Raw genomic sequence first — 24788 nt, forward strand, 5'->3', positions numbered from 1 at the left:
GCTTGCCCGCCTATCCCGACAGGTTGAAGTTGCCGGACCCGCCGTAGATGGCGAGTGAGATGAGCAGGGTGACCGTGACGACCGCGATCAACGAGGCGCGCACTGCGTTACCCACCGCGACACCGACGCCGACCGGGCCACCGGTTGCGTTGAAGCCGTAGTAGGTGTGGATGAGCATGACGGCCAGCGCCATGACTATCGCCTGGGCGAACGACCACAGTATGTCCGTGGGTATCAGGAAGGTCGTGAAGTAGTGGTCGTACACGCCGCCGGACTGGTTGTAGAGGAACACCGTCGCAAAGCGGCTGGCGACGAACGACGCGATCACCGCCAGTGAGTACAGCGGGATGATCGCGATCATGCCGGCCATGACGCGGGTGCTGACCAGATACGGAATCGACGGGATCGCCATCGTCTCCAGGGCGTCGATCTCTTCGGAGACGCGCATCGCACCGAGCTGCGCGGTGGAGCCGGCGCCGATGGTCGCGGCGAGGCCGATTCCGGCGATGACCGGCGCTGCGATGCGAACGTTGATGAAGGCGGCGAAGAAGCCCGTCAGTGCTTCGACACCGATGTTGCCCAGCGAGCTGTAGCCCTGAACGGCGATGGTGCCACCGGTGAACAGCGTCAGGAATCCGACGATCACGACGGTGCCACCGATGACGGCGAGCGCACCGGTGCCCATGCTGATCTCGGCGATCAGGCGCAGAGTTTCACGCGGATAGCGCATCAGCGCCTTGGGAGCGTGACCGAGAGCCTTCGCGAAGAACAGCGCTTGATCACCGATGCTGTCGATACTGCGAGAGATCGAGCCGATCTGTCGACGTGTGCGCGGGAAGCGTCCCGCTGCGGCCAACGCCATCAGATCTCCTCCCGTCCGTCGTTCGTCGTTCTGTTCACTTCGATCTCTCCGACTGCCGTGTGCCTCATCCGGCCGTCAACTTGATACCGATGGTCGTGATGAGCACATTGACGACGAAGAGCGCCATGAACGCGAACACGACGGTCTGGTTGACCGCGTCACCGACGCTCTTGGCGCCGCCCTTGACGTTGAGTCCGAGGTAGGCCGCAACCAGGCCGGCGATCATGCCGAACAGTCCTGCTTTGACCATGGAGAGCATGAGCTCACCGAATCCGGTGAGCAGTGTGATGCCGTTGACGAAGGCGCCGGGATTCACGTCCTGGATGAACACGGAAAAGACGAAACCGCCGAGGATGCCGATGGTGCAGACCAGTCCGTTGAGGAGCAGCGCCACTCCCGTCGACGCGAGCACCCGGGGAACGACCAACCGGTGGATCGGATTGATACCGAGCACCTTCATGGCGTCGATCTCTTCGCGAATGGTTCTGGCCGAGAGGTCCGCGCAGATGGCGGTTGCGCCGGCGCCGGCGACGATCAGCACGGTGACGATGGGGCCGACCTGTGTGACGGTACCGAGCGCAGCTCCGGCACCGCTGAGGTCGGCTGCACCGATCTCGCGCAAGAGAATGTTGATGGTGAAGCTGACCAGCACCGTGAACGGGATTGCGACCAGCACCGTCGGCACCATCGAGACTCGCGCCACGAACCAGGCCTGATCGATGAACTCTTGACGCTGGAAGGGGCGGGAGAAGACTGCCCTCAAGGTTTGGGCGGACATCTGAAAGAAGCCACCGACCGCTCGTAATGGCACCTCGACGAGGTCTACCATTCGCCCTCCTCGTCCTTGGTTGCCGCAGTACTGTCTGTTCTCATAGTCCAGCCCCCGACAGCTTGTGACTCAGGTCATATTAACTAGAACGTGTTCACCTGTCAAAAACAAGTGTCCAACTCTAAGAAGTAGCCTCACGGCGACGATCCGAAACCCGAAGGTTCGGGCCATGGGAAGCATCCCTTTTCGGTGCGAATTTCGCCGAAATATCCTGGAAATTAATACTTTTGAATGATCAGCACTTATCGGCGCCGGATCGAGACCCTGCTACCGCGCCAGCCCTGACCGGGCACGTCGATCGAATATCGCATCGTTCACAGGAATGTAAAATTGGAACACAGTCTAGTTTTTTCGAGACCGTTGGTCTCGTTGTAGAACGCAGGCAGAGTGCCGCGCCCACCGACTCGTGAACACGCTATTTCTACCAGGAAGTGGACACGTAGACCGTCTAAGTATGAACAACGGTTCTACGTGTCGCGCACCCGAGAATCAGACCCGTCGATCAGCCCAACGCGCGCAGGGCCGCCGATGCCGAGAACATCTTTGCCGGGTCACGGTCGGCGAAGTAGTCACCCATCACCGCGGACAGCGTTTCCGGCGACCAGGAATCTCCCTCGGCGTCGAACCGCTGCTCGACGACGGGCGCCGCCATCAGCGCAACCATCGGCCCGTACACCACGAATACCTGGCCGTTGACGGCATCGGCCGCCGGTGACGCCAGGTACGAGACGAGCGATGCCACATGCTCGGGCGAGAGCGGATCGATGCCGTCGGCCGGCGCATCGCCGAACACACCTTCGGTCATCGACGTCCGTGCCCGCGGGCAGATCGCGTTGGCCCGAACGCCGTAGCGCGAGAGCCCACGTGCGGCCGACAACGTCAGCGCCGTGATTCCGGCTTTTGCAGCGCCGTAGTTGGGCTGCCCTTCCGGTCCGAGAAGGCCCGCCTCCGAAGAAGTGTTGACGATGCGCCCGTACACCGGCGCCCCGGCTTCCTTGGATTTCGCCCGCCAGTAGGCAGCGGCGTTGCGGCACAGGAGGAAATGGCCGCGAAGATGAACTTCGAGTACCAGATCCCAGTCTTCGTCGGACATGTTGAACAGCATCCGGTCGCGCACGACGCCGGCATTGTTGACGACAATATCGACACTGCCGAACTGCCCCTGCGCTGCTTCCATCAGTGCGTCGGCGGTAGAACGCTCACCGACGTTGCCTGCCACGAATTCGACTTTGGCGCCGAGACCGCGGATCTCCTCGAGCGTTGCTTCGACGGCCTCGTTCGGGGCCAGATCGTTGACGACCAACAACGCACCGGCCTTCGCCAGACCGATGGCCTCGAACTTTCCGAGCCCCGATCCGGCACCGGTCACGATGGCGACCTTGCCTTCGAGACTGGTTTCTGGGCTGTTCACAGCATTCATCGAAGCGCTCTCCCGGTTCTATGCGGTCGTGTGTCGAGTTACCCGGCTCGATTGCCGTGACCCACGAGTTCGCAACTTTAGAACGTGTTCTTGTTTTGGGCAACCATCGTCACGGATGTTCGGTCAGCGCCGCACGCGGGCACTGAGCGATCGCGGAACGGACATCTTCCCAGCGATCCTCCGGCGGACGCACGGAACTGATCACGAGCTCCTCGTTGTCGTCGAGGTCGAAAATATCGGGTGCGATCCCTACGCACACACCGTTTGCCTCGCAACGGTCCAGATCAACCCTGACCTCCATGGCGATTCCTCTTCTCTACTCACTACTACTGGCGCGAACACGGATACGAAACGAGTGCCGCAGGGCTGTGCCACACACCGTTCCTGGCGATAACACTAGAACCTGTTTCAGTCGTGTGCAATGATTCGAAAAAGTACCGAGAACGGACGTCGAACGATCCGCCGGAGACGGCGAGAGCGTCCCTTGTCGCCGATGTACGCATCGATAGAACCTGTGTCAATCGAATGGTTGGCGCTTTGATTCGTATCTCTATGGAGAGGTAACCATGCACATCACCTACACCCCTGAGCAGCAACAGCTCCAGGAGGAGTTGCGTGCCTACTTCGCACAACTGATGACTCCCGAGCGGCGTGAAGCACTCGCTGCCACGACGGGTGAGTACGGCGAAGGCAATGTGTACCGCGAAGTCGTCGCGCAGATGGGCCAGGACGGCTGGCTCACGCTGGGTTGGCCGAAAGAGTACGGCGGACAGGAACGCTCCGCGATGGACCAGCTGATCTTCACCGACGAAGCTGCCATTGCCGGTGCGCCCGTGCCGTTCCTGACGATCAATTCCGTAGCGCCGACAATCATGCATTTCGGGACGGACGAGCAGAAGGCCTTCTTCCTGCCCAAGATCTCCCGCGGTGAGCTCCACTTCGCGATCGGTTACTCCGAGCCCGAGGCCGGCACCGACCTGGCGTCTCTGCGCACGTCGGCCGTCCGTGACGGTGACGATTACGTCATCAACGGGCAGAAGATGTGGACGAGCCTGATCCAGTACGCCGACTACGTGTGGTTGGCGTGCCGCACCGATCCGGAAGCCAAGAAGCACAAGGGAATCAGCATGCTGATCGTCCCGACCACCGCAGAAGGCTTCTCCTACACCCCGGTTCACACCATGGCCGGCCCCGACACCAGCGCCACTTACTACCAGGACGTACGGGTCCCGGCGTCGTCGATAGTCGGCCAGGAACACGGCGGCTGGGCACTGATTACCAATCAGCTCAACCACGAGCGTGTTGCCCTCACCTCGGCCGGACCGATTCTGACCGCACAGCGTGAGGTCCGCGAGTGGGCACAGAACACCAAGCTGCCCGACGGCCGACGCATGATCGACCAGGAATGGGTGCAGATCAATCTGGCTCGCGTGCATGCCAAGGCCGAGTACCTGAAGTTGATGAACTGGGAAATCGCCTCCGCAACCGATCACGCTCCAGGTCCCGAAGCGGCGTCGGCCAACAAGGTGTTCGGTACCGAATTCGCCACCGAGGCTTACCGCTTGCTGATGGAGATCCTCGGATCCTCCGCCACGATCAGGCAGAACTCCCCCGGCGCTCTTCTACGCGGACGCATCGAACGCATGCATCGTTCTTCGCTGATCCTGACGTTCGGCGGCGGTACCAACGAAGTGCAACGCGACATCATCGGCATGACAGCTCTGCGGCTTCCCGCATCGAAGCGATAAGGACCAACGATCATGGAATTCACCCTTACCGAGGCCCAGCAGGACCTGTCCGGACTGACACGATCCGTCGTCACCGAACTGGTCACCAACGACCGCCTTCGTGAACTCGACGCCGCCGAAGACCGTTTCGACGCCCTCTTGTGGAACGCTCTGGCTTCGGCCGGCGTTCTCGGTGCGGCCCTTCCGGAATCGGTGGGCGGCGACGGATTCGGTGTCCTCGAGCAGTGCAGCATCCTGGCCGAACTCGGCCGCGGCGTCGCAGCTGTTCCGTTCCTGACGTCCATCGTCGGGTCCGCCGCAGCGATAGCCGAATTCGGCTCGGACAAGCAGCGCGACGACTGGGCAAGCGCTGCCGCTGCCGGTGAGAAGATACTCACCGCGGCCCTCGCCGAGGAATACAACGACGACCCGGCGCACCCGATCACGCGTGCCGAGAAGACCGCCGATGGTTGGCGCATCGACGGAGCAAAGATCACCGTCGACAGTGCTCCGCTCGCAGATCTGTTCCTCGTCCCCGCCATCACCGAGGACGGTGTCGCGGTCTTCCTCGTCGAACCGTCGGACGCGGGCGTGAGCATTACCAGGCAATCGACCACGGATTTCTCGAGTGCGGCCCTGGTCGAGTTCGATTCGGTGCAGATCCCGGCCGATCGTGTTCTCGGCTCGGTTGCCCAAGGATCCGACATCGCGGCGTGGATCGTCGAACGAATTCAGCTCGGTTCCAGCGCCTACCAGTACGGGGTGCTCGATCAAGCGCTGAAGCTGACCGCCGAATACGCCACCGAGCGTGTGCAGTTCGGCCGTCCGATCGGTAGTTTCCAGGCCGTGGCCCAGCGCCTCGCCGACGGATACATCGATGTCAAGGGCGTTCGCCTGACTCTCTGGGCCGCAGCGTGGCGTCTGAGCGAAGGACTTCCGTCCGACGGGGCCGTGCAGACGGCCAAGTTCTGGGCTGCAGATGCGGGACACCGCGTCGGGCACACCGCTGTTCACGTTCACGGCGGTGTTGGTCTGGACGAGGACCATCCGGTTCACCGCTACTTCCTCGCGGCCAAGCATCACGAGTTCCTGCTCGGCAACGCAACAGATCAGCTTCGCGCTCTGGGCAAGGAACTTGCCGCAGTTCCTGCCTGAGTGCGTCCCACCGAGTGGAAATCCATGACCTGGTCCGAGACGAATCGATGATGATGCAGCTATGAGTCAGAGCCCCACTGTTTCCGATCTGCTCCTCGGAGTCAGCGAGATCGACGACCGCGGTATCCGTTTCGAGGACCAGGTCATCACCTGGCGCGAGCACATTCAAGGCGCGTTCGATCGAGCAGCGCTGCTGGACACGCTGCTCGATCGAACGCGCCCCCGGCATTTCGGTCTTCTGATGGAGAACGTCCCCGAATTCTCACTATTGCTCGGCGCAGCATCGTTCTCGGGTTCGGTTGCTGCCGGACTGAACACGACCAGGCGCGGCCCGGCATTGGCGCGAGACATCCAACTCTCCGACTGTCAGGTCATCTTCACCGAGAACAACCAGGCACATCTACTCGACGACGTCGATCTCGGTGACGTCCGGGTGATCAACGTGGATTCTCCGGCCTGGACGCAATTGTTGGCGCCCTTCGCCGATACACCGGCCTACGCGTCGACGGCGCAGCCCGACGATCTGTTGATGCTCATTTTCACTTCCGGAACAAGCGGTGATCCCAAAGCGGTTCGGTGCACGCACCACAAGTTGGCCTCTCCCGGAGTCATGCTTGCCGATCGTTTCGGGCTCGGCGCCGACGACGTCGTCTACATGGCGATGCCCATGTTCCATTCCAACGCCATGATGGCGGCGTGGACGGTCGCGCTGCACGCTCGTGCGGGAATTGCCATGCGCCGCAAGTTCTCCGCTTCGGGCTTTCTGCCCGACGTTCACAAGTACGGAATCACGTACTCCAACTACGTCGGAAAGCCGTTGTCCTTCATCGCTTCCACCCCCGAGGTGCCGAACGAGCGGGACAACACCTTGAAGATCATGTACGGCAACGAGGGTTCGGCGCCCGCCGTCGCCACCTTCGTCCGGCGCTTCGATGCCCGCGTCATCGACGGGTTCGGTTCCACCGAGGGCGGCATTTCGATTTCCGCGGCGCCGGTGCCGAGGACCGGCGCCCTCGGACTTCTCCCGGACGGAGTCAAGATCCTCGATCCCGAGACCGGAGCCCCATGCCCGCCTGCAGTCTTCGACGCTGACGGCCGGATCACCAATGCCGACGAGGCAACCGGTGAACTGGTCAACGTCACCGGCCCAGGCACATTCGCCGGGTACTACAAGAACCCGGAAGCCGACGCCGAGCGAATGCGCAACGGCCAGTACTGGAGCGGCGATCTGGCGTACACCGACGTCGACGGCTACGTCTACTTCGCGGGACGCAGTTCCGGTTGGCTACGAGTGGACGGCGAGAACATCGGCGCCGCACCCATCGAACGCTCGCTCGTCGGTTACCCGGGCTTCGCGCAGGTGTCCGTGTACGCAGTCCCCGACAGCGATGTCGGCGACCGCGTCATGGCGTCGGTGATTCCGGTCGGCGACGTCGACAACTTCGACCCGGCAGCCGTAGCCGAATACATCGATTCCCGGCCGGAACTCGGGCCGAAGCAGAAGCCGACCTTGATCCGCGTGTGCAGTGAGTTCCCTAGAACGGCGACGTTCAAGGTGGTCACTCGAACGCAGAGCGCCGAACGATGGAACACATCCGATCCGGTGTGGATCCGCCGGCGCGGAGAATCCGACTTCCAATTACTCACTCCCGAAATGACACTCGGCCTCGAGAAGACGCGAGAGCCCGTCTAGCCCGATATCTCAGTAGTGCTGAGCAAGCGGTTTGCGACGCTCGTCGACATCACACCACTGTGCGATGTCAACGCCATTCCGAAACTCAGCCAATCCGAAATACCGTGATTTTGCTCCGCTGTCTCGCCATCGCGCCCGTTCTTCCGGCAAAATTACGGGTATGAAGAACCCGAACCTGACGCCTTCGCGCGTTCTCGCAGTTGTCCTCGCTGCCGCCCTGGTCATTTTCGTGATCGCACGTCGCCGCGACGACGGCGCCCTCAGCCGCGGAGAATGGTTGTCGGACAGCGTCGGACCGGACGACCTCGCCGGCTGAAACGACGTATGCCCCCGGCCGAAACTCGGCCGAGGGCATACGTACGTGTCATCTACTACTTCATCGAATCCAGTCGGGTTCGCGCGTCCTCGAACCCCGACACCAGCTCTGCCATGACCTCGGCGACCGGTCGGATCTCGTTCATCCGTCCCACGATCTGACCGACGGGCATTGCCACAACTTCCGGGTTCTCCGATGCAGCGATTCTCTGATGAGCGTCGCTGACCAGTAGGTTCTGCAGCGGCATCGGCAAGGGCGCCGGCGCTCCCGGGTTCGACCAGGCTTCCGTCCACTTGGTCTTGAGCAACCGAGCGGGCTTACCCGAGTAGATGCGCGAACGTACGGTGTCGGCCGACGTCGCGCCCAACAGTGCACGCTGAATAGCGGAAGGGCCTTCGCCCGATGCACTGCCGAGTTTGTATTCGGATGTGGTGAGCCAGTACGAGCCCATCCACACTCCGGACGCACCGAGTGCAAGTGCAGCAGCCACCTGACGGCCGCTGCCGATACCGCCGGCGGCCAGTACGGCAGCTGAATCGCCCAGCGCATCAACAATTTCCGGAACGAGAACCATCGACGCAATTTCGCCGGTGTGACCGCCGGCCTCGTAACCCTGCGCGATCACGATGTCGACACCATTCTCGACATGACGACGTGCATGCTCGACGGCGCCGGCCAGTGCTGCTACCGGAACGCCTTTCTCGTGAGCTTGATCGATGACGTCCTTCGGCGGTGATCCCAGTGCATTCGCGATCAACGCGATCCGGTGTCCCAGAGCAACATCGACGTGAGACCGGGCCACCGAGTGAAGCCATCCCAGTACGCCGGTCGCATGCTCGACGTCGTCGGAAAGCGGCGGCACACCGAGTTCGTCGAGCGTTCGGTTGACGAAGGCGCGGTGCTCCTCCGGAATCAGCTTGTCGAGATCGACGGCGCCGCCTTCGGTCGGCACCTTTGCCGGCATGACGATGTCGACGCCGTACGGCTTACCGTCTGTGTTCTCGTCCATCCACGTCAGTGCGGCTTCGAGCTCTTCCGGATCGTTGAACCGGACACAACCGAGCACGCCCAGACCGCCCGCGCGGCTGATCGCGGCCGCGACGTGCTCGGAAGGAGTGAATCCGAAGATCGGGTATTCGATGCCGAACTTGTCGGCGAGATCCGAACGCATCAGGCTTCCACGCTTTCGTTTGCGGACGCCACAGGAGCGCCGTTTCCGTTGTGATCGTCAGCCTCGCGCGATTCCGTTTCGGCCTTCGCCCAGCGGTAGTCGGGCTTGCCGGCCGGATTGCGCTTGATCTGGTCGACGAACCACACACTGCGCGGAACCTTGTATCCGGCAATCTCTTTGCGCGCTGCGGTGGCGATGTCGTGCAACGTCGGCGACGTGCCTTCGCGTACCTGAACCACTGCGGCAACCCGCTGGCCGAAGCGCTCGTCGGGGATACCGACCACCAGCACGTCGAAGATGTCCGGGTGCGCCTTCAACGCGCCCTCAACCTCTTCCGGGTAAACCTTCTCGCCGCCGCTGTTGATGGACACCGAACCGCGGCCGAGCATCGTGACCGTGCCGTCGGCTTCGACCTGAGCGTAGTCGCCGGGGATCGAGTAGCGAACGCCATTGATGGTGCGGAAGGTTTCGGCCGTCTTGACCTCGTCCTTGTAGTAGCCGAGCGGGATGTTGCCCTTGCGCGCGAGCATGCCGCGCTTGCCCGATCCGGGTTCGACCTCGTTGCCGTCGTCGTCGAGAACCGTTGTGGAGGCGTCGATCTTGACCGTCGGACCGCCAGTGTGCTTCTGCCCCTTGCTCAGCACGGCGAGTCCGCCGAAGCCGGTCTCGGATGCTCCGATGGAGTCGGTCAGCAGGCGGTTGGGCAACAGTTCGAGGAACTGCTCCTGGATGCTCGGCGAGAAGAGTGCAGCACTGCTGGCCATCACGTAGAGCGTCGAAAGATCGTACGGCTCACCCGTCTTCGGATTGCCGGCGATCAGTGCGTCGAGCATCGGACGGCCCATCGCGTCACCCGTGATGAAGATCAGGTTGACCTTGTGCTTGTCGATGTTCTGCCACACCTCGTGGGCGTCGAATTCCGGGTGCATCAAACAGGTTCCGCCGCCGAAGAGGCTGTGGAACACCGCAGACTGCGAACCACCGTGAATCATCGGGGGGATCGGGTAGCGGATCATGCTCGGGTTGGCTGCGCCGACCTTCGCCATCTCGTACTCGTCCTCGACCGGAACTCCGGTGACGAAGTTGATGCCGCCGCCGAGAACACGCCACCAGTCCTCGTGGCGCCACATGACGCCCTTGGGACTTCCGGTGGTGCCGCCGGTGTAGAGCATGAAGATGTCGTCGTTGCTGCGCTCTTCGAAATCACGCTCACCCGAACTCTGCGCGAGTGCGTCCTCGTAGCCGATGCCGAAAGCACTGAAGTCCAGATCGGTGCCGTCCTCGACCACGATGACGGACTTGACCTTGGGAGTGTTCGGCAGGACGTTCGCGACCTTGTCCGAGTAGCGGCGCTCGTGAATGAGCGCAACCATGTCGGAGTTGTCGAAGATGTACTGCAACTCGTTCTCGACGTACCGGTAGTTGATGTTGACCATCACGGCCCGGATTTTGAAAACGGCGACCATGGCCTCGATCGCCTCGATGACGTTCCGGCAGTAGATGCCGACCTTGTCACCCGGCTGAACGCCATGTTCACGCAGGTAGTGACCGAGGCGGTTTGCTCGGTCCTCCAACTGCGCATAAGTCATCTCGCGGTTGTCCGAGACCAGCGCAACGCGGTCCGGAACGAGGTCGATTGCGTGCTCTACGAAGTCTGCGATGTTAAGGGCCACGAGTTCAAAGTAGAACGTGTTACCGTTTCTGGCAAGACCCAATTTGAGAGCCAGCTCACAGACCCGCCAGGAGCCATCAGTGTCCACTTCGACGACCGAAAAATCAGACATTTCGGAAACCGCGCCGCATTGCCTCGTGGAGAAGCGCGGCCACGTTCTCATCGTGACCATGAATCGCCCCGAGCGTAAGAACGCCATCACCGGCGAAATGATGGCGATCATGGTCGACGCCTGGGATCAGGTCGACAACGACCCCGAAATCCGCGTCGCGATCCTCACCGGAGCTGGCGGCGACTTCTGCGCCGGCGCCGACCTCAAGAACATGTCCGCCAAGCCTCCGGGAGATTCCTTCGCGGGCGGCGGCGTCGACATGTCCAAGATCGAAGGTCTACTCAAGGGTCGCCGGTTGACCAAGCCGCTGATCGCTGCGGTCGAGGGTGCAGCCATCGCCGGCGGAACCGAAATCCTGCAGGGCACCGACATCCGCGTCGCGGGCGAGAGCGCCAAGTTCGGCGTCTCCGAAGCCAAGTGGGGGCTCTTCCCGCTCGGCGGTTCCGCGGTGCGTCTCGTTCGACAGATTCCGTACACGATCGCAGCCGACATCCTGCTCACCGGTCGTCACATCAAGGCTCCGGAGGCCAAGGAGATCGGGCTCATCGGCCACGTCGTCCCGGACGGTCAGGCCCTCGACAAGGCGCTGGAGCTCGCGGACCTGATCAGTGCAAACGGCCCCCTCGCCGTGCAGGCGATTCTCAAGACCATCCGCGACACCGAGGGCATGCACGAGGAAGAGGCCTTCCAGATCGACGCGCAGCTGGGCATGAAGGTGTTCATGAGCGCGGACGCCAAGGAGGGCCCGCGAGCCTTCGGTGAGAAGCGGGCGCCCCAGTTCAAGGGCATCTGAGTCAGGGTTGCCTGACCCCACCCCTGCCTGAGCCACCCCCCTTCCCGTCCCCTCTCGGTCCCACCCACCCCCTTTTCGAGCGAACGTACCTTTCGGCGCCTTCAGTGCGCCGAAAGGCACTTTCGCTCAGCCGGTTTCGTCCATTTTCACCCACCTCGACCTCGCGAACACCTGAGGCCGAGGACGGGATTGCGCCAATCTGTAGTGCGCACGCAGGTCGTCGATCACACGATCAGGGTCCGTTCGCAGTGCACTGGGCACCGTCGGCAACACGATGATTCCCGCATTCTGCATACGCGTCCGGCGTTCCACCGTGCGCTTGTAGTCCGTCGGCGCGGCATGCCATTCCAAGGAGTCGATGTCCCACGCGAAGGCAACCGAATCGATCCATCCGTCCGGAATTGCGATGAAGTCTCCGTCAGCATCCCGGATCTCATGGTTGAACAACATTTCCGGCAGCCCGCTCCGCTGCCACAGTTTTCGCGCGTGAACCTCCGGAACCGAGTGGACGTTCGCGTTCACTTCGCGCAACACGACCCGAGGTAGCGCGGAACCCCGACTGCTACCCGCCTCGAGTTCCTTCGCAAGTTCGCGCACCGAGACGTCGCCACGCTGAACGACCTCAGCAATGAGTGCCCGTGTGGGATCGAGGGCCTTGCACCGCCTCGCAGCGTCGAGTAGTGCCCGCGGCAGCGGCGCACAGCGCAGTCCGTTGCGAATCTCCGGCTCAGGCAGTCGAATAGTGCGCTCCACCGTGACAAATCCAACTGATTGAACTCGACGGTCGATGGGGATGAGCACCTGCACATCCCCGGCGTGCGTCCGATATCCGTACTCCGACATGGCAGATCGCCCCGTCAGCAGAGACTCGTCACCGCTCAACATGAGCGCAGCGATCGATCGTTGACGTGGCGTCGGTTGACCATTTCTGAGCAGAATGACCCCCGGCAATATGCGCTGCCACGGTCCACCTACCCGACACCGGGTGTGCACTGCGGAGTTGGATACGCCCAATCGCGCCAACTCCGCCGTTCGGATCACTCCGCTTCGACTGACGCGGTAAATCGCGTCCAGATCATCGCCCCACGTTCCTCGCCGCATGGTTGCAGCATGACTCGAGCATCAGCGCGGGCCCCGGCGGCGAACTGGGGTTTCGGTGCGCCTGTGGATAACTTTGGGCGAGCGAAAGGTACGTTCAGCGCCTCAGATGCGCTGAACGTGCCGTTCGCTCGGAAAATGGGGGGTCCCGCTCGAAAAAAAAAGGGGGTGCCCCGCTCAACCACCCACCGCGGCCGCGAGCTCTCGCACATGGTCGGCGTCGCGGCAGGTCACCAGCAGCATCGTGACTCCGGCTTCCTCCCAACGCTTCACGTCCGCGCGCACCTCGTCGACGTTGCCGATGATCATGGTCTCGGTGACCATCTCGTCGGGGACGACGGCAGCAGCTTCGTCCTTGCGACCCGACATGAAGAGGCGACCGATCTCGTCGACCTCCTTCTCGTAGCCCATCCGCTTGTAGACCTGTGCGTGAAAGTTCAACTCCGGGGCGCCCATTCCGCCGACGTAGAGGGCGGTCATCGGCTTGAGAGCGGCGATGGCGGCGGCACGATCGTCGGTCACGATGACCTGGCACGTGGCGGCCACCTCGAAGTCTTCGCGACTACGACGGGCCCCGGCGCGAGCGAAGCCTTCGTCGAGCCACTTGTTGTACATCGGGGCCAGGCGCGGGGTGTAGTAGATCGCCAGCCACCCGTCGGCGATTTCACCGGCGAGCGCGACGTTCTTCGGCCCTTCGGCGCCGAGCCAGATCGGGATGTCCGCACGCAGCGGGTGCGTAATGGGCTTGAGCGGCTTGCCAAGTCCCGAACTGCCCGGTCCCGCATACGGCAGAGGGTAGTGGGGGCCGGGGCTGGTGACGGGCGCTTCACGGGCGAGGACCTGGCGCACGATCGAGACGTATTCGCGGGTGCGCGCGAGCGGCTTCTCGAATGGCTGGCCGTACCAACCTTCGACGACTTGCGGTCCGGATACGCCGAGCCCGAGGATCGTTCGCCCACCGTTGAGGTGATCGAGAGTGAGCGCGTGCATGGCACAGCTGGTCGGTGTTCGTGCCGAAATCTGTACGACGGACGTGCCGAGACGGACGTTCTCGGTCCGAGATCCCCACCAGGCAAGCGGGGTGAAGGCGTCCGAGCCCCACGACTCCGCCGCGAAGACCGCGTCGAATCCCGCGCCTTCCGCGGCCTCGATCAGTTCCGGGGCGTTTGCCGGCGGCTGTGCGCCCCAGTATCCGAGTTGCAACCCAAGCTTCATCGCAGGCCTCCACATTGCCGGTGATCAGAAGTGACTCTTGCCACAATCTCTAGAACCTGTTCTACTCGATCTTGTGACCATCGGAAAGAGCGGGGTGGCCGACAAGCCCCTGAGCGCACCATTGAATCTCCATTTCGACTACACCAGATCGACGGGACCGACCATCGGCGCGTTCGTGACTGCCCTGCGTGATCGCAAGGTGATCGGCGCACGTGGGTCGAACGGTCGTGTCTTCGTGCCGCCACCGGAATTCGATCCGGATACGGCCGAACCACTGACCGACTTCGTCGGAGTCTCCGACGGCGGAACGGTCGTGAGTTGGACGTGGATGCCCGAACCCATCGAGGGTCAACCCCTGACGAAGCCTTTCGCGTGGGCCCTGATCAAGCTCGACGGCGCGGACACGTCCATGCTCCACGCGGTCGACGTCGACTCCCCCGACGACATCAGCACCGGCCTGCGGGTCCGTGCTCGCTGGGCGTCGGAGCGGATCGGGCAGATCAAGGACATCGAGTGCTTCGAACCAGGTGAGAGCGAAAATGGAATCGCGACAGTCGATTCCACCGCCGATCCTGTCACCATGATCACGACGCCTGTCGACCTGCACTTCATGCATTCCGCTTCGGCCGAGGAGAGCTTCTACCTCCGTGGTCTCGCAGAAGGCAAGCTGATCGGTGGTCGCAGCGGACCCGAAGACAAGATCTACATCCCACCGCGCGGCGCGAATCCCACCAACGGGAAGCCGACGAGCGAGCAGATCGAACTGCCCGACAAGGGAATTGTCACCACCTTCTGCATCGTCAACGTCCCGTTCCTCGGGCAGCGAATCAAACCGCCCTACGTGGCCGCCTACGTGCTTCTCGACGGAGCCGACATTCCGTTCCTGCACTTGATCCTCGAATGTGATGCCGCGGACGTACGCATGGGCATGCGCGTCGAAGCCAAGTGGAAGCCTCGCGAAGAGTGGGGTTACACCCTCGAGAACATCGAATACTTCCGGCCGACAGGTGAACCCGACGCCGAGTACTCCACCTTCCAACACCACCTGTGAGGCTCCTGAAATGACTTCTGCAGACATCGCAGTCGTGGGCTTTGCTCAGGCACCCCACGTCCGCGAAACCAACGGCACCACCAACGGCGTCGAGATGCTCGTCCCGTGCTTCCAGCAGCTCTACAGCGATCTGGGAATCACCAAGTCCGACATCGGCTTCTGGTGCTCCGGATCTTCCGATTACCTGGCCGGACGAGCGTTCTCCTTCATCTCGGCCATCGACTCCATCGGAGCGGTCCCGCCGATCAACGAATCTCACGTCGAGATGGATGCTGCGTGGGCCTTCTACGAAGCGTGGATCAAGATCTTGACCGGCGAGGTCGAGACCGCGCTGGTGTACGGCTTCGGCAAATCCTCCGCCGGGCACCTGCGCAAGATCCTGTCCATGCAGCTCGATCCGTACCTCGTCACTCCGCTGTGGCCGGACTCCGTCTCGATCGCCGGACTTCAAGCCCGACTCGGACTCGACGCGGGTAAGTGGACGCAAGAGGACATGGCGGAGGTTGCCGCTCGCAGCCGTCGTCACGCGCTGAGTAATCCGAAGGCTCAGCTCGCAGGCGAGGTCGACATCGAGGCACTACTCGCCAGCCCGTTCCTCGCAGATCCGTTGCGCGCACACGATTGTGCGCCCATCACCGATGGTGCGGCAGCAATCGTGCTGGCCTCGGGCAATCGCGCCCGCGATCTCTGCGATCGGCCGGCGTGGATCACCGGACTCGAGCATCGCATCGACTCCCCCAACCTGGGTGCACGTGACCTGACCACGTCGCCGTCCACTACGTCGGCAGCCAAGGCGGCAACGGGCGGCGAGGTCGGCAACATCGACGTCGCCGAACTGCACGCACCGTTCACTCACCAGGAATTGATCTTGAAGGAAGCGATCGGCCTGACCGACGCAACCACGATCAATCCGTCCGGCGGTCCGCTCAGCGGCAACCCACTGTTCGCCGGTGGTCTGGAGCGAATCGGCCACGCCGCCAAGGCAATCTTCGACGGTCAGGCGAATCGCGCTCTGGCCCATGCAACAAGCGGCCCTGTGCTGCAGCAGAACCTGGTAGCAGTCTTGGAGGGACGGAACTGATGGCCGGAACGCCTCAACTCGCGGCCGTGCTCGGCACCGGCCAAACTCACTACGTCGCAAAGCGTCATGATGTCTCGATGGCGGGCTTGGTTCGTGAAGCCATCGACGCCGCGATGCTCGACGCCAACGTCGGCTGGGACGACATCGACGCCGTCGTCATCGGAAAGGCCCCCGACCTGTTCGAGGGTTCGATGATGCCCGAACTCGCCATGTCGGATGCCCTTGGCGCCAACGGAAAGCCGTTGCTGCGTGTTCACACTGCCGGCTCGGTGGGTGGGTCGACGGCTATCGTCGCCTCCAGCCTGGTCAAATCCGGTGTCCACAAGCGGGTTCTGACGGTTTCCTGGGAGAAGCAGTCCGAGTCGAACGCCATGTGGGCGCTGTCCACACCGGTACCGTTCAACATGCCTGTCGGCGCCGGCGCCGGTGGATACTTCGCCCCGCACGTCCGTTCGTACATTCGTCGATCGGGCGCACCGGAGCACATCGGCTACCTCGTCGCGGTGAAGGATCGGCTCAACGGCAGCCTCAATCCGTATGCGCACCTGCGGCAGCCGGACATCACCTTCGAATCGGTGCAGGCATCTCAGATGCTCTGGGATCCGATCCGCTACGACGAGACCTGCCCGTCCTCGGACGGCGCGTGCGCTCTGGTGATCGGCAACGAGGAAGCGGCCGCACAGGTCGAGGCCGAGGGTCGTTCGGTCGCGTGGATCCACGCAACCGCCATGCGCACCGAGCCGACCTTCTATGCCGGACGCGATCAGGTCAATCCGCAGGCCGGCCGTGACGCCGCGGCCGCGCTGTGGAAGTCCGCGGGAATCACCGATCCGCTCAACGAAATCGACTGCGCCGAAATCTATGTCCCGTTCTCGTGGTTCGAGCCGATGTGGCTCGAGAACCTCGGTTTCGCGGAGGAAGGCCAGGGCTGGAAGCTGACCGAGGCCGGCGAAACCGCGATCGGCGGCAAGCTCCCGGTCAATGCCTCGGGCGGTGTTCTCTCTTCCAACCCGATCGGCGCCTCGGGCATGATCCGTTTTGCCGAGTCGGCGATGCAGGTCATGCACCGCGCCGGCGATCACCAGGTGGCCGACGCGCACAAGGCTCTCGGGCATGCCTACGGCGGTGGCTCGCAGTACTTCTCGATGTGGGTCGTCGGCTCCGAACGTCCCACCACGTAACAGCAGCACACACGCCGATCAGGAAGAGACCGAAGATGAAGTACACCGTCGGGGTTGCCATGAACCCCTTGGACCAGTTAGCCGGTATCGCCAAAACGGCCGAGGAATGCGGCTTTTCGTCGATCGCTCTCCCCGATTCACTGTTCTTCATGGAAACGCAGGCGGCGGATTACCCGTACACCCCGGACGGGTCTCGGATGTGGAATGCCGAGACCCCCTGGGTCGATCCGCTGATCGCCGCAGCTGCAATGGGCGCGGTGACCGAGAAGATCGAGTTCTACACCCAGGTGCTCAAGCTGGGTAGCCGCAATCCGGTCCTGCTCGCGCGGCAGGTCGGATCGGTAGCGGCATTGACGAACAACCGTTTCGGCTTCGGTGTCGGAATCGGTTGGGCTCCTGAAGAGTTCGAGTGGTGCGGCGCTCCGTACAAGCGTCGCGGCGCCCGAGTGGACGAGATGATCGACGTTCTCAAACTAATTCTCGGCGGCGGGATGGTCGAGTATCACGGCGAGTTCTTCGATTTCGATCGCCTGCAGATGAGTCCGGCTCCCACCAAGCCGGTTCCGTTCTACGTCGGCGGCCACACCGAGGTGGCGCTCAAGCGTGCTGCGCGAGTCGGCGACGGTTGGACCTCGGCGATGATCAAGTTCGACGACCTGGTGGGTGTGATCGCACGACTACGCGAACTGCGCGCCGAGTACGGCCGCGAGAACGAGCCGTTCGAAATCCAGACGGTGTGCATCGACCGTTTCGGCAAGGACGGTTACGCAGAACTCGAAGATGCCGGCGTCACGGACATCATCACCGTACCTTGGGTTTTCGACGGAATCGGCTTCGATGCCCCGCTGGAGGCAAAGCAGGATTCGATGCGTAAGTTCGCCGAGCAGTACATCAACTGAGGAGTCGCGATGACTGACGAACACCCCGCCCGCGTCGCGGGTAACGCTTCGCGCGCCGCAGCGAGTGGCAAGAACAAGGAAGCCTGGCTGGACCTCTTCGCCGAGGACGGTTGGGTGGAGGATCCGGTCGGGCCGTCGGGATTCGATCCCGAAGGCAAAGGCCATCACGGACGCGAAGCGATCTCCAAGTTCTACGACATGACGATCGCGACCGCGGACAAGCTCGAGTTTCTGATCGACGATTCACTGGTGTGCGGCAACGAGAACGTCAACATCGGCAAGATCCGGACCACCATCGGCGGCTCGATCATCGACGCCGAGGGCGTGTTCGTCTATCGCGTGAACGACGCAGGCAAGATCGCGTCACTTCGAGCATTCTGGGAAGTGGACCGTGCGATGAAGACGGCACGCAAAGCCTGAGAACCCACAGTACGAGAGCGGCCCCGGTCATCGACCGGGGCCGCTCTCGTCGTATTCGAATCAGCCTGTCGTACTTGCACCGAGAACCCTGAAATGGTTTCCTGGTTGCCAATGTCGCGTGTCGATGACGGACTGCGTCAGGCATGGAGGCGTCGTACTGCAAGGGGTCACTCATGACCATTTCGTTCAACCACACCATCATCGCCGCAAAAGACCGACAAGAGTCTGCGTGGTTCTTCACTCACATGTTCGGTCTGCCAGGCCCGGTCGAGGCCGGCTACTTTCTCGGCGTCGAACTCGAGCACGGGGTGACACTGGACTTCGCACAGGTGGAAGAGGGCGCCGAGGTTGCGTCTCAGCACTACGCTTTCCTCGTCTCCGAAGATGACTTCGACGGCATCTACCAGCGGATACAGGCGTTGAAACTTGATCACTGGGCCGATCCGCGCCAGTCGAGTACCGGCTTCAACACCAACGACGGTGGGCGTGGGGTCTACTTCCTCGACCCGTCGGGACATTTCCTGGAAGCGATCACCAAGCCATACGGCGGCTGAATTAGAGATTGAACTACAAACGGCGGCGCCTACGGGAGATGAGGGATCCCGCAGACGCCGCCGCAGTTCCAGGTTGCCAACTAGTGGCCCCCCGGAACGTCTACTGTAGTTCTGCGTGTTCGAGAGTGCAGAGGCAACTCCCGAAAACCTACACAGAACCTACTCGCCGGTTACCAGGTCAGTATATGTCCGGATCAGTGTTTGACCGGGCAGCCCGATGTCTTGTAATCAACCTGAAACTCTTTGATGCCGTTGAGCCAGCCCGAGCGCAGGCGACGGGGATCGCCGAGCCTGGTGATATCGGGTAGGTGATCGGCGATCGCATTGAAGATCAGATCGATTTCGAGACGAGCCAAGTTGGCGCCGATGCAGAAGTGCGCACCCGTGCCGCCGAATCCGAGGTGCGGATTGGGGTCACGCATGATGTCGAACTTCGTGGGGTTCTCGAAGACGTCTTCGTCGAAGTTGGCCGACGCGTACATCATCACGACGCGATCGCCCTTCTTGATCTTCTGTCCCCCGAGTTCGGTGTCTTCGAGCGCGGTGCGCTGGAAAGAGGTCACCGGGGTGGCCCAACGAACGATCTCGTCGGCCGCAGTCTTCGGGCGTTCCTTCTTGTACAGCTCCCACTGGTCGGGATTGTCGAGGAAGGCAACCATGCCGTGTGTGATGGCATTGCGAGTGGTCTCGTTACCCGCGACCGCAAGCAGAATCACGAAGAAGCCGAATTCCTCTGGGGAGAGCTCATTTCCGTCGATGTCAGCTTCGATGAGCTTGGTGACGATGTCATCGGCGGGACACTTCTTGCGCTGATCCGCCATCTGGTACGCGTATCCCAGAATCTCCATCGACGCTGCCTGCGGATCGATGTCGAACTCAGGATCGTCGTAGGACGTCATCTGGTTGGACCAGTCGAAGAGCTTCATTCGATCTTCCTGCGGCACACCGAGAAGCTCGGCGATTGCCTGCAGCGGAAGTTCGGACGCGACCTGAACCACGAAGTCTCCGGCACCACCGGCAGCCGCAGTCTTGACGATCTTTTCGGCGCGCTCGGTCAGTTCTTCGCGCAGGCTGTTGATGGCTCGCGGGGTGAATCCACGCGAAACCAGCTTGCGAAGCTTGGTGTGCTCCGGAGCGTCCTTGTTGATGAGGATGAATCGCTGCATCTCGACGTTCTCGCGCGGGATGTCGTCGGCGAAGCGAGGAATCGCAGTGTTCTCGTGGGTCGAGAAGATGTCGCTTCGCTGCGAGACCTCCTTGACCTCTTCATGACGGGTGACCACCCAGAAGCCCTCGTCCTGGAATCCACCGATTTCCGGGGGCTGCGGATTCCACCACACGGGGGCCGTCTTCCGGAGTTCGGCGAACTCCTCGAACGGCATGCGTTCCGCGTAGATGTCGGGGTCCGTGAAGTCGATTCCCTCGGGGAATGCGGGCTGTGCCACTGATGTCTCCTGCCCTAAGCCTTTTCATCACAGGGGTGATGGGGATCCGTGATGTGTAACACGTTCTACTCTCATTGAAACACAAGCCTGCTTACTAGGAAAGGAAACGTCGACAGGTCTTGCTTCCCACAGAGAACCTGTTCTACTTTTTCATTACAAGGAAAGGAGCCCGCTGTGGGCACACCAGTAATCGTCGAGGCTGTCCGTACACCGATCGGCAAGCGCGGAGGTTGGCTCGCCGGTCTGCACGCCGCCGAGATCCTCGGAGCGGCACAAAAGGGCGTTCTCGACCGGTCGGGAATCGACCCGTTGCTGATCGAGCAGGTGATCGGCGGCTGCGTCACCCAGGCCGGCGCTCAGTCCAACAACATCACGCGCACGGCTTGGCTGCACGCCGGACTTCCGTGGCAGACCGGCGCAACCACCGTGGACTGCCAGTGTGGTTCGGCCCAGCAGGCGAACCATCTGATTGCCGGACTGATTGCCACCGGCGCCATCGACGCCGGCATCGCCTGCGGCATCGAAGCCATGAGCCAGGTTCCCCTCGGCGCAAACGTCGGCGATCAGGCCGGACCGCGTCGGCCGGCGACGTGGGACATCGACATGCCCAACCAGTTCGAAGCTGCGGAACGCATCGCGCGTCGACGCGGACTGACCCGTGACGACATCGAAGCCCTCGGCGTCCGCTCGCAGGCGCTGGCCAAGCAGGCCTGGGAGGAAGGGCGTTTCGACCGCGAGGTTCTCGAACTTTCGGCGCCCCAGGTCGACAAGGAAGGAAACCTCACGGGCGAGACGAAGCTCGTCAATCGCGATCAGGGCCTGCGCGATACGACGGCCGAGTCCCTAGCCCGACTGAAGCCCGTCCTCGAAGGCGGGATTCACACGGCCGGAACGTCTTCCCAGATCTCCGACGGCGCGGCCGCAGTCCTGCTCATGGACGAGGACAAGGCTCGCGCACTCGGCTTGAAGCCGCGAGCCCGCATCATCGCCCAGGCACTGGTCGGCTCGGAACCGGAATTCCACCTCGACGGACCGGTGCAGGCAACCAGCCGTGTCCTGGAGAAGAGCGGAATGAAGATCGGCGACCTCGATCTGTTCGAGATCAACGAAGCATTCGCATCCGTCGCACTGTCGTGGGCTCAGGTTCACGAACCTGACTTCGACAACGTCAATGTCAACGGCGGCGCGCTCGCTCTCGGCCATCCGGTCGGCAGTACGGGCTCTCGACTGATCACCACCGCACTGCACGAATTGGAGCGTCGCAACGGCTCGACGGCTCTGATCACGATGTGCGCCGGCGGCGCGCTGGCCACCGGAACCATCATCGAGCGTATCTGAGATGACTACTCCCCCAGCTAAACCCAAGGGACTCGACGCTCCGGCGACGGTCAAGATCATCAAGTGGATGTCGAAGGCAAACGTCGCCATGTATCGCGCCACCGACGGGCGGCTGGGTAGCAAGTGGCGGGTCGGCAGCGCGTTCCCACGCGGGCTGCCGATCTGCCTGCTCACCACCACCGGTCGCAAATCCGGCGAGGAGCGGATCAGTCCGTTGCTGTTCCTCGAGGACGGCGAGAACGTGATTCTGGTGGCGTCGCAAGGTGGTCTTCCGAAGAACCCGATGTGGTACCTCAACATCAAGGCGGACCCGGTGGTGACGGTGCAGATCAAGTCCCGGATCCGATCGATGAAAGCCCGTGTCTCCACCGAGGACGAGCGCGCTCGGCTGTGGCCGATGTTGACGGCGATGTATCCGGATTTCGACAACTATCAGGCCTGGACCGACCGGATCATTCCCGTCATCGTGTGCGAGCCGCTGAAGAAATAAACGGACTGTTTACAACAAAACGTTTACACCGGCCCGGGTTCGTGCCAGCCTGGGTTCATGACCGATGACCAGTTCAGACCGATCGATTCCGGCCGCGAACGCGCACATCGCGAGTACGCCGGACTCTTTCGGATCAGCGAGCGCCACGGCGCGACCCAAAGCCAGCGCGCGCGGCAATCTCATCCGGAGATGCTCGAGCCCTACGGCGCGGTGCGCGTCGTGGCTCGTCTTGCCGGCGGCACCGACACACCGCAGCCGAACGAACCCGAGGTCGACGACGCCGATGTCATGGCTGCGTTGACTCTGATTCCCAAGGCCCGAGCCGAAATGGAACAGCTGGAAGCACTGTTCCTCGGAATTGCCCGCGAACGGGGCATGACCTGGCAAGATATTGCCTTCGGACTCGGGCTCGGCAGCACTCAAGCTGCCCGCCAGCGCTACGAACGGCTCGTTCGCCGCACCGGAGGCTGAACACGTGCCATAACGAGCGAGTTGGAGCACTATTGACTCGTACGGTCCGCACGGCGTTTCGACAGAGCCTCGAACACAGCAAGGAGTCGCATATATGACGACGCATATTCAAGATCAAATCCTGGACCGACGCGAGATCACCTCAGCCCTCGTGCGTGCGCTGGAGCGTCGCCACGAGGTGCTGGACGCAGTGGTCGACAGCAAGGACCACCAGGAGGCACTGACCACCGTCGCGGAACTCCTCGGCACGTCGGAAGCAAATGCCGAAGCAGTTCTGAGCCTCAAGTTCAGTGCACTCACCAAGGCTGCGCGCGACCGCATCCAGGGCGAGCTGGAGAATCTCGACGCCACTCTCGAATGGACGACGCTCGATCGTCCCGCGAGCAGCGGGCAGAACTTCACCTTGCGTCCGTTCAGCGACAGCGCAGAAGACAAGTCGCTGTTCACGATTCGTTCGGGCGAGCAGCTCGGCGAAGACGGCAAGCCGTGGAGCGAGGATCGGATCGAAGCTGAGCGCGTCGGTGGCCTCGGCCGGATCGACGACGAGACCGCTGCCTGGTTCGTCGCCGAGGACGTCTCCGGTGACGGCTCGAAGAGCGTCGGCCTGGTATTCGGCGAACTCGACGGCCAAGAGGTCAACGTGGCGATCTGGATCGCGCCGGAATCTCGCAAGAAGGGCTACGGCACAGCCTGCGTGAAGCATTCGCGGCGCGAGCTCGCCGCAGAGTTCCCCGGCACCGTGTTGGTGGTTCGGGCGCCTGCGTAGGCGGCACACCACCTGTGAGTGGTTAAGGAGTCCCTGCACTCCTTAACCACTCACGGGGCCGGAGGCCCTACGCTCCGTACACCGGCGTCGGAATCTCCGCCTTCTCCAACAGCGTTGCCACGACGGGCCCGATCTCCTTCGGGTCCCAACGGTCACCCTTGTCCTCGCTCGGGCCGTGACGCCAGCCCTCCGCGACGGTGATCTTTCCGCCCTCGACCTCGAACACCCGCCCAGTGACGTCCTTGGACTCGGCGCTACCGAGCCAGACGACCAGCGGCGAGATGTTCTCGGGCGCCATGGCATCGAAGCCCTCCTCGGGAGCTGCCATCGACTCGGCCATCGCCCCACCCGCGCCGACGGTCATGCGCGTGCGCGCAGCAGGCGCGATCGCGTTGACACTGACGCCGTAATTCTTGAGCTCGGCTGCGGCCTGGATGGTCATCTCGGCGATACCGGCCTTCGCCGCAGCGTAGTTACCCTGGCCGATCGAACCTTGTAGTCCTGCACCCGAACTGGTGTTGATGATGCGTGCGTCGACGGTCTTGCCCGCCTTGGACTCAGCGCGCCAGTAGGCAGCAGCGTGACGCAGGGGCGCGAAGTGGCCCTTGAGGTGCACGCGAATCACCGCGTCCCACTCGCCTTCGCTCATGCCGACCAGCATGCGGTCCCGCAGGAAGCCCGCGTTGTTCACGAGTACGTCCAGGCCACCGAAGGTGTCGATCGCGGTCTTGATCAGATTCTCGGCGCCCACCCAGTCGGCCACGTCGTCTCCGTTGACCACTGCTTGGCCACCGGCGGCGATGATCTCCGCGACAACCTGCTCGGCCGGACTCTCACCGGTCTCGGAACCGTCGGCACCCGCACCGATGTCGTTGACGACGACCTTGGCGCCCTCGGCAGCAAACGCCAAGGCATGCGCACGCCCGATCCCGCGACCAGCCCCGGTGATGATGACTACGCGTCCGTCGACCAATCCACTCATATTTGTCTCCTAATGCACTCTGCTCGGGCTTGTCGGCTCCGCTTGTG

Annotated in this window: 25 protein-coding genes; 15 read left to right on the forward strand and 10 right to left on the reverse strand. The window is 62.5% G+C overall.

Going from position 1 to position 24788, the window contains the following annotated elements; translation table 11 throughout:
* Window positions 1-10: 10 nt before the first annotated feature.
* The 4 genes from ACKAMS_RS14570 to ACKAMS_RS14585 form a co-directional block, all read right to left on the reverse strand.
* Entirely contained in the window at window positions 11-862 is an 852-nt protein-coding gene (locus tag ACKAMS_RS14570) for an ABC transporter permease (RefSeq protein ID WP_003945759.1), read from the reverse strand.
* A 64-nt stretch (window positions 863-926) separates the two neighbouring features.
* Entirely contained in the window at window positions 927-1691 is a 765-nt protein-coding gene (locus tag ACKAMS_RS14575; RefSeq protein WP_003945687.1) for an ABC transporter permease, read from the reverse strand.
* A gap of 502 nt (window positions 1692-2193) precedes the next feature.
* Window positions 2194-3111: a 3-oxoacyl-ACP reductase gene (locus tag ACKAMS_RS14580; protein ID WP_408989179.1), complete on the reverse strand. Its 918-nt coding sequence runs from the start codon at window positions 3109-3111 to the stop codon at window positions 2194-2196.
* A gap of 109 nt (window positions 3112-3220) precedes the next feature.
* Window positions 3221-3412, reverse strand: a complete 192-nt coding sequence (locus ACKAMS_RS14585; RefSeq protein WP_007734330.1) for a ferredoxin — start codon at window positions 3410-3412, stop codon at window positions 3221-3223.
* A gap of 265 nt (window positions 3413-3677) precedes the next feature.
* Between ACKAMS_RS14585 and ACKAMS_RS14590 the strand changes: the two genes are divergently transcribed.
* The 4 genes from ACKAMS_RS14590 (at window position 3678) to ACKAMS_RS14605 (ending at window position 8002) form a co-directional block, all read left to right on the forward strand.
* Window positions 3678-4859, forward strand: a complete 1182-nt coding sequence (locus ACKAMS_RS14590; RefSeq protein WP_003945878.1) for an acyl-CoA dehydrogenase family protein — start codon at window positions 3678-3680, stop codon at window positions 4857-4859.
* 12 nt (window positions 4860-4871) lie between these two features.
* Window positions 4872-5993 carry an acyl-CoA dehydrogenase family protein gene (locus tag ACKAMS_RS14595; RefSeq protein WP_020968503.1) on the forward strand — a complete coding sequence of 374 codons (1122 nt, stop codon included), beginning with the start codon at window positions 4872-4874 and terminating at the stop codon, window positions 5991-5993.
* Between the two features lie 61 nt (window positions 5994-6054).
* A complete protein-coding gene (locus tag ACKAMS_RS14600) occupies window positions 6055-7686 on the forward strand; it encodes a long-chain-fatty-acid--CoA ligase (protein ID WP_408989180.1) in 1632 nt (543 codons plus the stop codon).
* Between the two features lie 160 nt (window positions 7687-7846).
* Entirely contained in the window at window positions 7847-8002 is a 156-nt protein-coding gene (locus ACKAMS_RS14605) for a hypothetical protein (RefSeq protein ID WP_019746984.1), read from the forward strand.
* Between the two features lie 55 nt (window positions 8003-8057).
* Here ACKAMS_RS14605 and ACKAMS_RS14610 read toward each other — a convergent pair whose 3' ends face one another.
* Together ACKAMS_RS14610 and ACKAMS_RS14615 are read right to left on the reverse strand one after the other, a co-directional pair.
* Entirely contained in the window at window positions 8058-9173 is a 1116-nt protein-coding gene (locus ACKAMS_RS14610) for a nitronate monooxygenase family protein (RefSeq protein ID WP_003945863.1), read from the reverse strand.
* The gene (locus ACKAMS_RS14615) at window positions 9173-10846 is read right to left on the reverse strand and encodes an acyl-CoA synthetase (RefSeq protein WP_029537562.1); all 1674 of its coding nucleotides are present in this window, start codon (window positions 10844-10846) and stop codon (window positions 9173-9175) included. The genes ACKAMS_RS14610 and ACKAMS_RS14615 overlap by 1 nt, the downstream gene beginning before the upstream one ends.
* Before the next feature lie 79 nt (window positions 10847-10925).
* Between ACKAMS_RS14615 and ACKAMS_RS14620 the strand changes: the two genes are divergently transcribed.
* Window positions 10926-11750 carry a crotonase/enoyl-CoA hydratase family protein gene (locus tag ACKAMS_RS14620; protein WP_070796348.1) on the forward strand — a complete coding sequence of 275 codons (825 nt, stop codon included), beginning with the start codon at window positions 10926-10928 and terminating at the stop codon, window positions 11748-11750.
* Window positions 11751-11876: 126 nt separating this feature from the next.
* Here ACKAMS_RS14620 and ACKAMS_RS14625 read toward each other — a convergent pair whose 3' ends face one another.
* Both ACKAMS_RS14625 and ACKAMS_RS14630 read right to left on the reverse strand, forming a co-directional pair.
* A complete protein-coding gene (locus ACKAMS_RS14625) occupies window positions 11877-12851 on the reverse strand; it encodes a hypothetical protein (RefSeq protein ID WP_408989181.1) in 975 nt (324 codons plus the stop codon).
* A 174-nt stretch (window positions 12852-13025) separates the two neighbouring features.
* Window positions 13026-14063 (reverse strand): LLM class F420-dependent oxidoreductase, encoded by a 1038-nt coding sequence (locus ACKAMS_RS14630; RefSeq protein WP_019746980.1) that lies wholly within the window; start codon window positions 14061-14063, stop codon window positions 13026-13028.
* 73 nt (window positions 14064-14136) lie between these two features.
* On the opposite strand from ACKAMS_RS14630, the gene ACKAMS_RS14635 reads away from it, so the two are divergent.
* From ACKAMS_RS14635 to ACKAMS_RS14660, 6 genes are all read left to right on the forward strand, one after another.
* Window positions 14137-15114 (forward strand): Zn-ribbon domain-containing OB-fold protein, encoded by a 978-nt coding sequence (locus ACKAMS_RS14635; RefSeq protein ID WP_021342921.1) that lies wholly within the window; start codon window positions 14137-14139, stop codon window positions 15112-15114.
* Between the two features lie 10 nt (window positions 15115-15124).
* Window positions 15125-16195: a thiolase domain-containing protein gene (locus ACKAMS_RS14640; protein WP_047889541.1), complete on the forward strand. Its 1071-nt coding sequence runs from the start codon at window positions 15125-15127 to the stop codon at window positions 16193-16195.
* A complete protein-coding gene (locus ACKAMS_RS14645; RefSeq protein ID WP_092764619.1) occupies window positions 16195-17376 on the forward strand; it encodes a thiolase domain-containing protein in 1182 nt (393 codons plus the stop codon). Before ACKAMS_RS14640 ends, ACKAMS_RS14645 begins: the two co-directional genes overlap by 1 nt.
* A gap of 35 nt (window positions 17377-17411) precedes the next feature.
* Complete coding sequence (locus tag ACKAMS_RS14650; RefSeq protein WP_019746978.1) at window positions 17412-18275, forward strand: TIGR03619 family F420-dependent LLM class oxidoreductase; 864 nt, start codon at window positions 17412-17414, stop codon at window positions 18273-18275.
* Between the two features lie 9 nt (window positions 18276-18284).
* Complete coding sequence (locus ACKAMS_RS14655) at window positions 18285-18695, forward strand: nuclear transport factor 2 family protein (protein WP_019746977.1); 411 nt, start codon at window positions 18285-18287, stop codon at window positions 18693-18695.
* Window positions 18696-18868: 173 nt separating this feature from the next.
* Complete coding sequence (locus tag ACKAMS_RS14660) at window positions 18869-19249, forward strand: VOC family protein (RefSeq protein WP_020906296.1); 381 nt, start codon at window positions 18869-18871, stop codon at window positions 19247-19249.
* Window positions 19250-19443: 194 nt separating this feature from the next.
* On the opposite strand, the gene ACKAMS_RS14665 is transcribed toward ACKAMS_RS14660, so the two are convergent.
* Window positions 19444-20694, reverse strand: coding sequence for a cytochrome P450 (locus tag ACKAMS_RS14665; RefSeq protein WP_003945573.1), 1251 nt, complete (start codon window positions 20692-20694; stop codon window positions 19444-19446).
* A 174-nt stretch (window positions 20695-20868) separates the two neighbouring features.
* Between ACKAMS_RS14665 and ACKAMS_RS14670 the strand changes: the two genes are divergently transcribed.
* The 4 genes from ACKAMS_RS14670 to ACKAMS_RS14685 all read left to right on the forward strand — a co-directional run bounded on the left by ACKAMS_RS14670 (window position 20869) and on the right by ACKAMS_RS14685 (window position 23759).
* A complete protein-coding gene (locus ACKAMS_RS14670; protein WP_019746975.1) occupies window positions 20869-22032 on the forward strand; it encodes a steroid 3-ketoacyl-CoA thiolase in 1164 nt (387 codons plus the stop codon).
* A 1-nt stretch (window position 22033) separates the two neighbouring features.
* Window positions 22034-22522 carry a nitroreductase family deazaflavin-dependent oxidoreductase gene (locus ACKAMS_RS14675; protein ID WP_029254509.1) on the forward strand — a complete coding sequence of 163 codons (489 nt, stop codon included), beginning with the start codon at window positions 22034-22036 and terminating at the stop codon, window positions 22520-22522.
* A gap of 57 nt (window positions 22523-22579) precedes the next feature.
* Window positions 22580-22993, forward strand: coding sequence for a hypothetical protein (locus tag ACKAMS_RS14680; RefSeq protein WP_021342917.1), 414 nt, complete (start codon window positions 22580-22582; stop codon window positions 22991-22993).
* Window positions 22994-23087: 94 nt separating this feature from the next.
* A complete protein-coding gene (locus tag ACKAMS_RS14685) occupies window positions 23088-23759 on the forward strand; it encodes a GNAT family N-acetyltransferase (RefSeq protein ID WP_019746972.1) in 672 nt (223 codons plus the stop codon).
* A 67-nt stretch (window positions 23760-23826) separates the two neighbouring features.
* Here ACKAMS_RS14685 and ACKAMS_RS14690 read toward each other — a convergent pair whose 3' ends face one another.
* Window positions 23827-24741: an SDR family oxidoreductase gene (locus tag ACKAMS_RS14690; RefSeq protein ID WP_070796352.1), complete on the reverse strand. Its 915-nt coding sequence runs from the start codon at window positions 24739-24741 to the stop codon at window positions 23827-23829.
* Window positions 24742-24788 lie beyond the last annotated feature (47 nt).

Origin of the sequence: Rhodococcus sp. 5A-K4, assembly GCF_046097995.1 — a bacterium.
Classification (GTDB): Bacteria; Actinomycetota; Actinomycetes; order Mycobacteriales; family Mycobacteriaceae; genus Rhodococcus_F; species Rhodococcus_F erythropolis.

What these genes read in the sequence shown, in the direction of transcription:
- ACKAMS_RS14570 (WP_003945759.1), bottom strand. Translation starts at nt 862, where the DNA reads ATGGCGTTGGCCGCAGCGGGACGCTTCCCGCGCACACGTCGACAGATC.
- ACKAMS_RS14575 (WP_003945687.1), bottom strand. Translation starts at nt 1,691, where the DNA reads ATGGTAGACCTCGTCGAGGTGCCATTACGAGCGGTCGGTGGCTTCTTT.
- ACKAMS_RS14580 (WP_408989179.1), bottom strand. Translation starts at nt 3,111, where the DNA reads ATGAATGCTGTGAACAGCCCAGAAACCAGTCTCGAAGGCAAGGTCGCC.
- ACKAMS_RS14585 (WP_007734330.1), bottom strand. Translation starts at nt 3,412, where the DNA reads ATGGAGGTCAGGGTTGATCTGGACCGTTGCGAGGCAAACGGTGTGTGC.
- ACKAMS_RS14590 (WP_003945878.1), top strand. Translation starts at nt 3,678, where the DNA reads ATGCACATCACCTACACCCCTGAGCAGCAACAGCTCCAGGAGGAGTTG.
- ACKAMS_RS14595 (WP_020968503.1), top strand. Translation starts at nt 4,872, where the DNA reads ATGGAATTCACCCTTACCGAGGCCCAGCAGGACCTGTCCGGACTGACA.
- ACKAMS_RS14600 (WP_408989180.1), top strand. Translation starts at nt 6,055, where the DNA reads ATGAGTCAGAGCCCCACTGTTTCCGATCTGCTCCTCGGAGTCAGCGAG.
- ACKAMS_RS14605 (WP_019746984.1), top strand. Translation starts at nt 7,847, where the DNA reads ATGAAGAACCCGAACCTGACGCCTTCGCGCGTTCTCGCAGTTGTCCTC.
- ACKAMS_RS14610 (WP_003945863.1), bottom strand. Translation starts at nt 9,173, where the DNA reads ATGCGTTCGGATCTCGCCGACAAGTTCGGCATCGAATACCCGATCTTC.
- ACKAMS_RS14625 (WP_408989181.1), bottom strand. Translation starts at nt 12,851, where the DNA reads ATGCGGCGAGGAACGTGGGGCGATGATCTGGACGCGATTTACCGCGTC.
- ACKAMS_RS14630 (WP_019746980.1), bottom strand. Translation starts at nt 14,063, where the DNA reads ATGAAGCTTGGGTTGCAACTCGGATACTGGGGCGCACAGCCGCCGGCA.
- ACKAMS_RS14640 (WP_047889541.1), top strand. Translation starts at nt 15,125, where the DNA reads ATGACTTCTGCAGACATCGCAGTCGTGGGCTTTGCTCAGGCACCCCAC.
- ACKAMS_RS14645 (WP_092764619.1), top strand. Translation starts at nt 16,195, where the DNA reads ATGGCCGGAACGCCTCAACTCGCGGCCGTGCTCGGCACCGGCCAAACT.
- ACKAMS_RS14650 (WP_019746978.1), top strand. Translation starts at nt 17,412, where the DNA reads ATGAAGTACACCGTCGGGGTTGCCATGAACCCCTTGGACCAGTTAGCC.
- ACKAMS_RS14655 (WP_019746977.1), top strand. Translation starts at nt 18,285, where the DNA reads ATGACTGACGAACACCCCGCCCGCGTCGCGGGTAACGCTTCGCGCGCC.
- ACKAMS_RS14660 (WP_020906296.1), top strand. Translation starts at nt 18,869, where the DNA reads ATGACCATTTCGTTCAACCACACCATCATCGCCGCAAAAGACCGACAA.
- ACKAMS_RS14675 (WP_029254509.1), top strand. Translation starts at nt 22,034, where the DNA reads ATGACTACTCCCCCAGCTAAACCCAAGGGACTCGACGCTCCGGCGACG.
- ACKAMS_RS14680 (WP_021342917.1), top strand. Translation starts at nt 22,580, where the DNA reads ATGACCGATGACCAGTTCAGACCGATCGATTCCGGCCGCGAACGCGCA.
- ACKAMS_RS14685 (WP_019746972.1), top strand. Translation starts at nt 23,088, where the DNA reads ATGACGACGCATATTCAAGATCAAATCCTGGACCGACGCGAGATCACC.
- ACKAMS_RS14690 (WP_070796352.1), bottom strand. Translation starts at nt 24,741, where the DNA reads ATGAGTGGATTGGTCGACGGACGCGTAGTCATCATCACCGGGGCTGGT.